Source organism: Candidatus Krumholzibacteriia bacterium, from assembly GCA_029865265.1.
Classification (GTDB): domain Bacteria; phylum Krumholzibacteriota; class Krumholzibacteriia; order WVZY01; family JAKEHA01; genus JAKEHA01.
The window spans coordinates 42,953-49,433 of record JAOUHG010000023.1; the positions used below are offsets into that span (position 1 = coordinate 42,953).

6 protein-coding genes are annotated in these 6,481 nt (G+C 68.9%); all 6 read left to right on the forward strand.

Features of this window, described 5'->3' with window-relative positions; translation table 11 throughout:
* Positions 1 to 7: 7 nt before the first annotated feature.
* Positions 8 to 1,081: a glycosyltransferase family 4 protein gene (locus OEX18_10815; GenBank protein ID MDH4337750.1), complete on the forward strand. Its 1,074-nt coding sequence runs from the start codon at positions 8 to 10 to the stop codon at positions 1,079 to 1,081.
* Complete coding sequence (locus tag OEX18_10820; GenBank protein MDH4337751.1) at positions 1,078 to 2,910, forward strand: hypothetical protein; 1,833 nt, start codon at positions 1,078 to 1,080, stop codon at positions 2,908 to 2,910. The genes OEX18_10815 and OEX18_10820 overlap by 4 nt, the downstream gene beginning before the upstream one ends.
* Positions 2,911 to 2,919: 9 nt before the next feature.
* On the forward strand, positions 2,920 to 3,918 hold the full coding sequence (locus OEX18_10825; protein MDH4337752.1) for a glycosyltransferase family 4 protein: 999 nt from the start codon (positions 2,920 to 2,922) through the stop codon (positions 3,916 to 3,918).
* On the forward strand, positions 3,915 to 5,135 hold the full coding sequence (locus tag OEX18_10830) for a glycosyltransferase family 4 protein (protein MDH4337753.1): 1,221 nt from the start codon (positions 3,915 to 3,917) through the stop codon (positions 5,133 to 5,135). The genes OEX18_10825 and OEX18_10830 overlap by 4 nt, the downstream gene beginning before the upstream one ends.
* A gap of 11 nt (positions 5,136 to 5,146) precedes the next feature.
* A complete protein-coding gene (locus OEX18_10835; GenBank protein MDH4337754.1) occupies positions 5,147 to 5,920 on the forward strand; it encodes a hypothetical protein in 774 nt (257 codons plus the stop codon).
* 110 nt (positions 5,921 to 6,030) lie between these two features.
* Positions 6,031 to 6,481: hypothetical protein (locus OEX18_10840; protein MDH4337755.1), on the forward strand; the 451-nt coding region annotated here is incomplete at its 3' end.

Here is a 6,481-nt window from a genome sequence, read left to right on the forward strand (position 1 = left end):
GGCAAGAATGCAACGCAGTATCTTCATCGTTTCAGAAGACCTCGTCGAACCGTGGGACGAGGGTATCAAGAAGTTTACCGTGTCCATCGGACGGGCGCTGGCGCCGGATCATGATGTGCGCGTGGTGAACGTGGACCGCGGCGGACTTGCCGCGGCAAAAAACGGGACGGGCGCGGATTCCATCCACAACCTTCCCGGCTCGCGCACCTTCGTGAACGTGGCGCTGCGCCGCGAAATGACCGCCGCCAGACCCGACGCGGTCGTCTACGTCCCCTCGCCCTCCGACACCGTGGCCAGCTTTCTGCGCGCCTTCGCGCTGCGCCGCCACGCGCCGCGCGCGCGCGTGGGCATGGTGGGGCTGATCCCGCGCCGTCACGGGCGCGCACTGCGGCCGCTGCTGCAGGGAGCGGCGCCACACCGCATCTTCGTGCCTTCGTATGTGTCGCTGCTGCACCTGTGTGATCTCGGGCTGGCGGGAAGCATCCTCCCGGTTGGCGTGGATCTGGCTACGTTCCGGCCGGGCGCGGACGGCGAGAAGCAGCGCCTGCGGCGTGAACACGGCATTGCGGAGGAGGCGTTCGTGTACCTGCATGTGGGGCACCTGAGCCCCAAACGCAACCTGGGTGTGCTGGCAAAGATTGCCGGGCTGCCGGGCGCAATGGTTGTCGTGGTGGGGAGCACCAGCACGCCCGAGGACGCGCGCCTGCGCGACGAACTCGAATCGGCGGGGGTGCGCGTAATCCGGAAATTTGTCCCCGTGCACGAGTTCTACCGCATGGCCGACGCCTACGTGTTTCCCACCGTGGACAGCGAGGGCTGCGTGGAGATTCCGCTCTCCGTGCTGGAGGCGCTGGCCAGCGGCATCCCGGTGCTGGCGCGCCCCTTCGGCGGATTGCGTGACTTCATCGCCCCGGGGGACGACGTGCGTTACTTCGACACCGACGACGAACTTTTCGCCCACGCGGTTGCGTTGCAACGCGGACCCGCGCCGGCGGTGCGCAGCATGGAGCCGTTTGCGTGGCGCCGCGTGGCGGAACAGTTGCTGGGCGAACTCATGGGCAGGACGGGGGACCGGCCGTGACCGCGCTGGACGCCAGAGTCATCGGCAGCGCGGAGGGGATGGAGCTGCTCAGGGCCGCGGCGCGCATCGCGAGCCCGTTTCACCGCGAGGATCTCTCGCGCTACGACTCGCTGACGCTGCACGCCATCGGCACGCTGCTCGAAAAGCAGAAGGTGTCCTTCCTTCCCATCGCCAGCCGCTACGGCCCGGCCATCGACCACACCGCGCTCGCGGAGTTCGTGCGCCGCGACGTGGAGCGCCACCGTCATGAGCGCGACGAGTTCGAGCGCGTGCGCCTGCGCTTCTCCGAGGCGCGCGTGGAGACGATGATCTTCAAGTCCACCGGCGCGCCGCCCGCCTTCCACTACATGTCGAGCAATCTGGACGTGCTGGTGCCCGCCGGGCAGGCGGCCACCGCGCGCGAGTGCCTGCAGCAGCTGGGCTACGTGGAACTGCTCAACGTGGAGGAGCCGCACAAGTACCTGTTCCGCCGTTTCCCGGGCGACGGCACCAGCTTTGCGTTTCACCTGCACGAGGTGGTGGGGTGGGGCGTTCCCTTCCTGGACAATGCGGTGGTGTGGGCGCACGCGCGCTGTGTCACCGACGACGAGGGCATCGTGATCCCCGGACCCTCGGAGGCGCTGCTGGTGACGCTGGCGCACTGGTTCTACGAGGACAAGGCGCTCTCGCTCGGCAACCTGCTGCTCACCGCGCACGCGCTGCGCGGCATGGACTGCGCGCTCGCCGAACCGGCCAACCATGCGCGGCGCCGGGGCTGGGAAGAGGGGTTCTGGGGGGCGCTTTACATCTTTGACGAAGCGTGGAAGCAGCTCTTCGGCGAGGGCTTTCTCTCCGGCGACCAGCACGCCGAGCTCGACCGCGCGCCCGCGCGCTACGCCGCCGTGCGCGCGCGCCTCCTGCCCGGCGTGCGTTACCTCGCGGACGGCGTGCCGGCCATCATCCCCTTCCAGCCGGCCAAGGTGGCATACTACCGCAAGGTCATGCGCGACACGCGGCGTGGCTCGGGCCGCAAGCTGCTCGACGTCTACGACACGCTGCTGTGGGCGGTGCGCTGGAAACTCCACATTCGCAGCCAGCCGGCGTTGCTGGTGTCGGTGAGCGGCGTCGACGGGTCGGGCAAGTCGTTGCAGGTGGAACGGCTGCGCCAGGTGTTCGAGACGTGCGACGTGCGCGTGCGCTGTGTGTGGGCGCGCGGGGCATCGTCGCCCGGCGTGGGGGTGGCGCTGCGCGCCGGCAAGGGCGTGCTGCAGGCGGGGGAAGACGCCGCGCAGGCCGCACCGGAGCAGGCGCCGCGCACCGAGTCCGAGAAATTCCTCGAGCGGCGCCGGCGGCTGCGCAATCCGTTCGTGCGCTGGGTGTTCAGCATGGTGTACGCCGTCGACCTCAAGCTCACCTACGTCATCAAGGTGCGCTTTCTCATGCTGACCGGAAAGGTGGTCATCTGTGACCGCTACGTCTACGACGCACTGGTCGATTTTGCCATGTACACCGGGACCGACGCCGCGCGCCCGCCCTTTGCGCTCAACCTGATGCGCGTGCTGGTTCCGCGGCCGCCGGTGGCGGTGCTGCTGGACGTGGAGCCCGCCGAAGCGCTGCGCCGCAAGCCGGAGGAGGGGGACACGCTCCATCTCGAGGCCGCGCGCACCATGTTCCTGGAACTGGCGAAGTCGCACCGCCTCACGGTGATGCCGGCCGGCGCCCCCGCGGACGCGGTGCAGGCACGGCTGGCCCGTGCGGCACTCGACGCCTTCTACATCCGCTACGGCACCCTCATCAACTGGCTGCTCCGCTCCAACCCCGGCCAGCTCAATCCGGGCCCGCGCAAGTAGGTGCCGGCCGTGCGCGTCCTGGTCTTCACCAACATGTATCCCACGCCGGAGGCGCCGTTCTACGGGCCCTTCGTGCACGACGAGGTGCAGGCGCTGCGCAAGGCGGGCGTGGAGGTGGATGTGTATTTCATCAACGGGCGCGCGAGCAAGGCCAACTACTTTGGCATGCCGTGGGGTTTCTTCAAGCGCATGCGCGCGCGCCGCTACGACATCGTGCACGTGCACCACTCCTTCTGCGGGCTCATCGCCACCATGCAACACGCGGTGCCGGTGGTATGGACGTTCCACGAGGGCGAAATATCCGGCAATACCCGCGACGCGCTGCGCGAGCATCCCATCCGGCGCTTCGCCTATTCCCGGCGGCTCAAGCGCCACGTGGCCAGCCGCGTGGATGCCATCATCGTGGTCGCCGAGCACCTGCGCGCGCAGGTGGGGCGGGCGGACGCGGTGTGGCTGCCGGCCGGCGTGGACATGGATGTGTTCGTCCCCATGGACACGCAGCCGGCGAAGCAGCGTCTCGGCCTTGCGGAGGGGAAGCGCTACGTCCTGTTCCCGTCTTCACCGTCGCGGGTGGAGAAGCGCTACCCACTGGCGAAGCGGGCGGTGGACCTGCTGCGCGAATCGTCCCCGAGCATGCGCGACGTCGAGCTGCTGACGCTGGACAACGTGCCGCACGACACGGTGCCGTTCTACATCAACGCCTCGGAACTCATGCTGATGACGTCGTCTTTTGAGGCCTCGCCGGTGACCATCCGCGAGGCGCTCGCCTGCAACGTGCCGGTGCTGTGCACCGACGTGGGCGACGCGCGTGTGGTGCTGGAGGGTCTGCCCGGGTGCGCCATCATCGACGCCGACCCCGCCCACATCGCCACCGCGCTGGCCGCCGCGCTGGCCGGGCCGCGGCGGGTGGAGTCGCGCGCGCGCATGGAGGCATACTCGCTGCAGCGCGGCGTATCGGAACTGCAGAAGATCTACGCGCGCCTGGCGAAGAACGGGGGCGGCTCGTGAGCGCCCCCGCCGGGCGCGGTGCCGTGGCCATCGTGCGGCACTCGTACTATCCCGAAGAACTGAACGTGAAACGCGAGGCGGAGGCGCTGCGCGACGCGGGCTTCGCCGTGCACGTGATCTGTCTGCGTGGGCGCGGCGAGGCCGGGTGCGAGGAGGTCGAGGGTGTGCGGGTGTACCGGCTGCCGGTGGGCCACCAGCGCGGCAGCATCCTGCGCTACCTCTGGGAATACAACGCGTTCTTCGTGCTGGCGTCGCTCAAACTGGCGCGTCTGCACCGGCGCCGCCGTTTCGTGGCGGTGCAGGTGAACACCATGCCCGACTATCTGGTCTACACCGCACTCTACCCGAAAATGACCGGCGCCCGCGTGGTGCTGCACCTGCACGAGCCCATCCCGGAGCTTTTCCGCACCATGTATCCCGGCCGCTGGTTCACCGGCGCCTTCATCCGCCTGCTGACCGCGGTGGAGCAGGGGGCCATCCGTTTTGCGGACCGCGCGCTCACCGTGACCGATCAGATGCGCGACAACTACGTGCGCCGCGGCGCCGACCCCTCCAAATTCACGGTGGTGGTGAACGTGCCCGACGACCGCACCTTCCGCATCGAGCGCTACCAGCCCATCATCGACCGCGCCCGCGCGCTCAAGGCGGAGGAGCGCGCGCGGGGTGTGTTCCGGGTGGTGACGCACGGCGCCATCGAGGAGCGCTATGGCTACGACACCATCGTGAAGGCGGTGGGGCTGGTGCTCCCGGATGTGCCCGGCATCGAGTTTCGCTTCATGGGCTCGGGAGACTTTCGCGACGGCGTGCTCGCGCTGGCGGAAACGCTGGGTTTGACGGACCACGTGAAGCACCTGGGCTTCGTCCCCTTCGAAACCATGATCGAGGAGATCGTGATGGCCCACGTGTGCGTGGTGGCGGTGAAGGAGAGTCCCTACTCGGTGCTGGTGCACACCAACAAGATGTACGAGTACATGGCCATGCAGCGCCCGGTGGTGGCGTCGCGCCTGGGGTCGGTGGCGGCGTACGCGCCGGATGACACCCTGTTGTACTTCGAGCCCGGCAACGCCGACGACCTCGCCGAGCGCTTGCGGTGGGCCGCCGCCCACCCGGACGGGCTTGCCGCGCAAGTGGCCCGGGCGACGCAGCTCTACGATCGCTACCGCTGGGACCGGGAGAAGGAGTCCTACCTGCGGGTGTACCGCGATCTGGCCGGTTGAACGGGCATCGGGTGGGTAGCCGGTCCCGCTCAATCGTTGCCTGCAGCCTGCTCCTCGCGCCCATGGGCGTGGGGGTCAAGCTGCCGGATGAATCCGGCGAACCGGTTCCGGTGGCGGCACCGGACGGCGACGACGCACCCCGCACCACCTCGCTGCGCTTCGGCGCCGGCGCGGGCACGGCCGGGCAGTCGGTCCACGCCCAGCGCGTGATATCGCTGGGCTACGACAGTTGCACCGGCACCCCCATCACCCAGACCTTCGATGCCGACTTCCGTTTCAAGGACGAGTACCGCGACTACGGCGGCGAGCTCGATGGTCAGGTTTCTGAGACGGGTCACATCGGCATCCGCGCGGGATGGGTGCATGAGACGGCGAGCTACGCCGGATCGTCGCTCGCTCCCAGCGTCGTCGACACGCTCTCCCAGAACTACCGCTTCGACGACTCGTCGATCGCCCCGAGCGCCCACATCCGTCTCGGCTCGCTGCGCACCGTGTACTTCAGCGCCAGCGTGTGGGAGGGTGTGCCCCTCTACTCGGGCGGCGGCCAGTACACCTACGGCCTCGGTCTGCGCCCGGTGCAGCCGGTCGAGCTGTGGGTGGGCTTCTCCGACGGCGCCCCGTACTCCACGCGCAACTTCCTCGTGCGCGCCAACGCCGACATCGGCCGGCGCCTCACGCTGGGCACGGCGGTACGCCTGCAGTCCGACGCGGACGACGCCTACCAGCCGTCCTTCTCGGAGTCCGGTGTGAGCTTCTCCCTGGGCTATCACTTCTATCGCGAGTGATGGCCGGCGCCCGCCCGGGCGCCTTTTTCCTTGTCGATTCTTCACATCCCGGCCTACCATCCGCCCCGAATGACCTTTTCGGGCGTCAACACGCCAACTTCGGAGGGCGGATGGTGGCAGCAAGAAGGAAGAAGCCGGCCCGGGCGAAGGCCGCGCCGAAACGCGCGGCGCGCAAGCCCGCGGCCAGCGCCCGGGCAAAGAAGGCAGGCCGGCGGCCCGTGGTGGAGGAGCCGGAGACACTGCCGCTGTTCGGCGAGGACGTGATGCGCGCACCCGGCAGCCGCTCCGCGGGTGCTGCGCTGGACACCGCCGCCGATTCCGCCCGCGCGAAGAAGAAATCATCCCCCGAGCCGGTTGCCGACGCACCCGCTCCGCGCGCGCGCAAGTCCGCCGGCACGTACTCCTCCGCGGAAACCATCGGGCAGAAGCAGCGCGAGATCTCGGTGAGCGAGTTCTTCGCCAAGAACCGCCACATGCTGGGCTTCGACAGCCCCACGCGCGCCATCCTCACGGCGGTGAAAGAGGCGGTGGACAACTCGCTCGACGCGTGCGAGGAGGCGA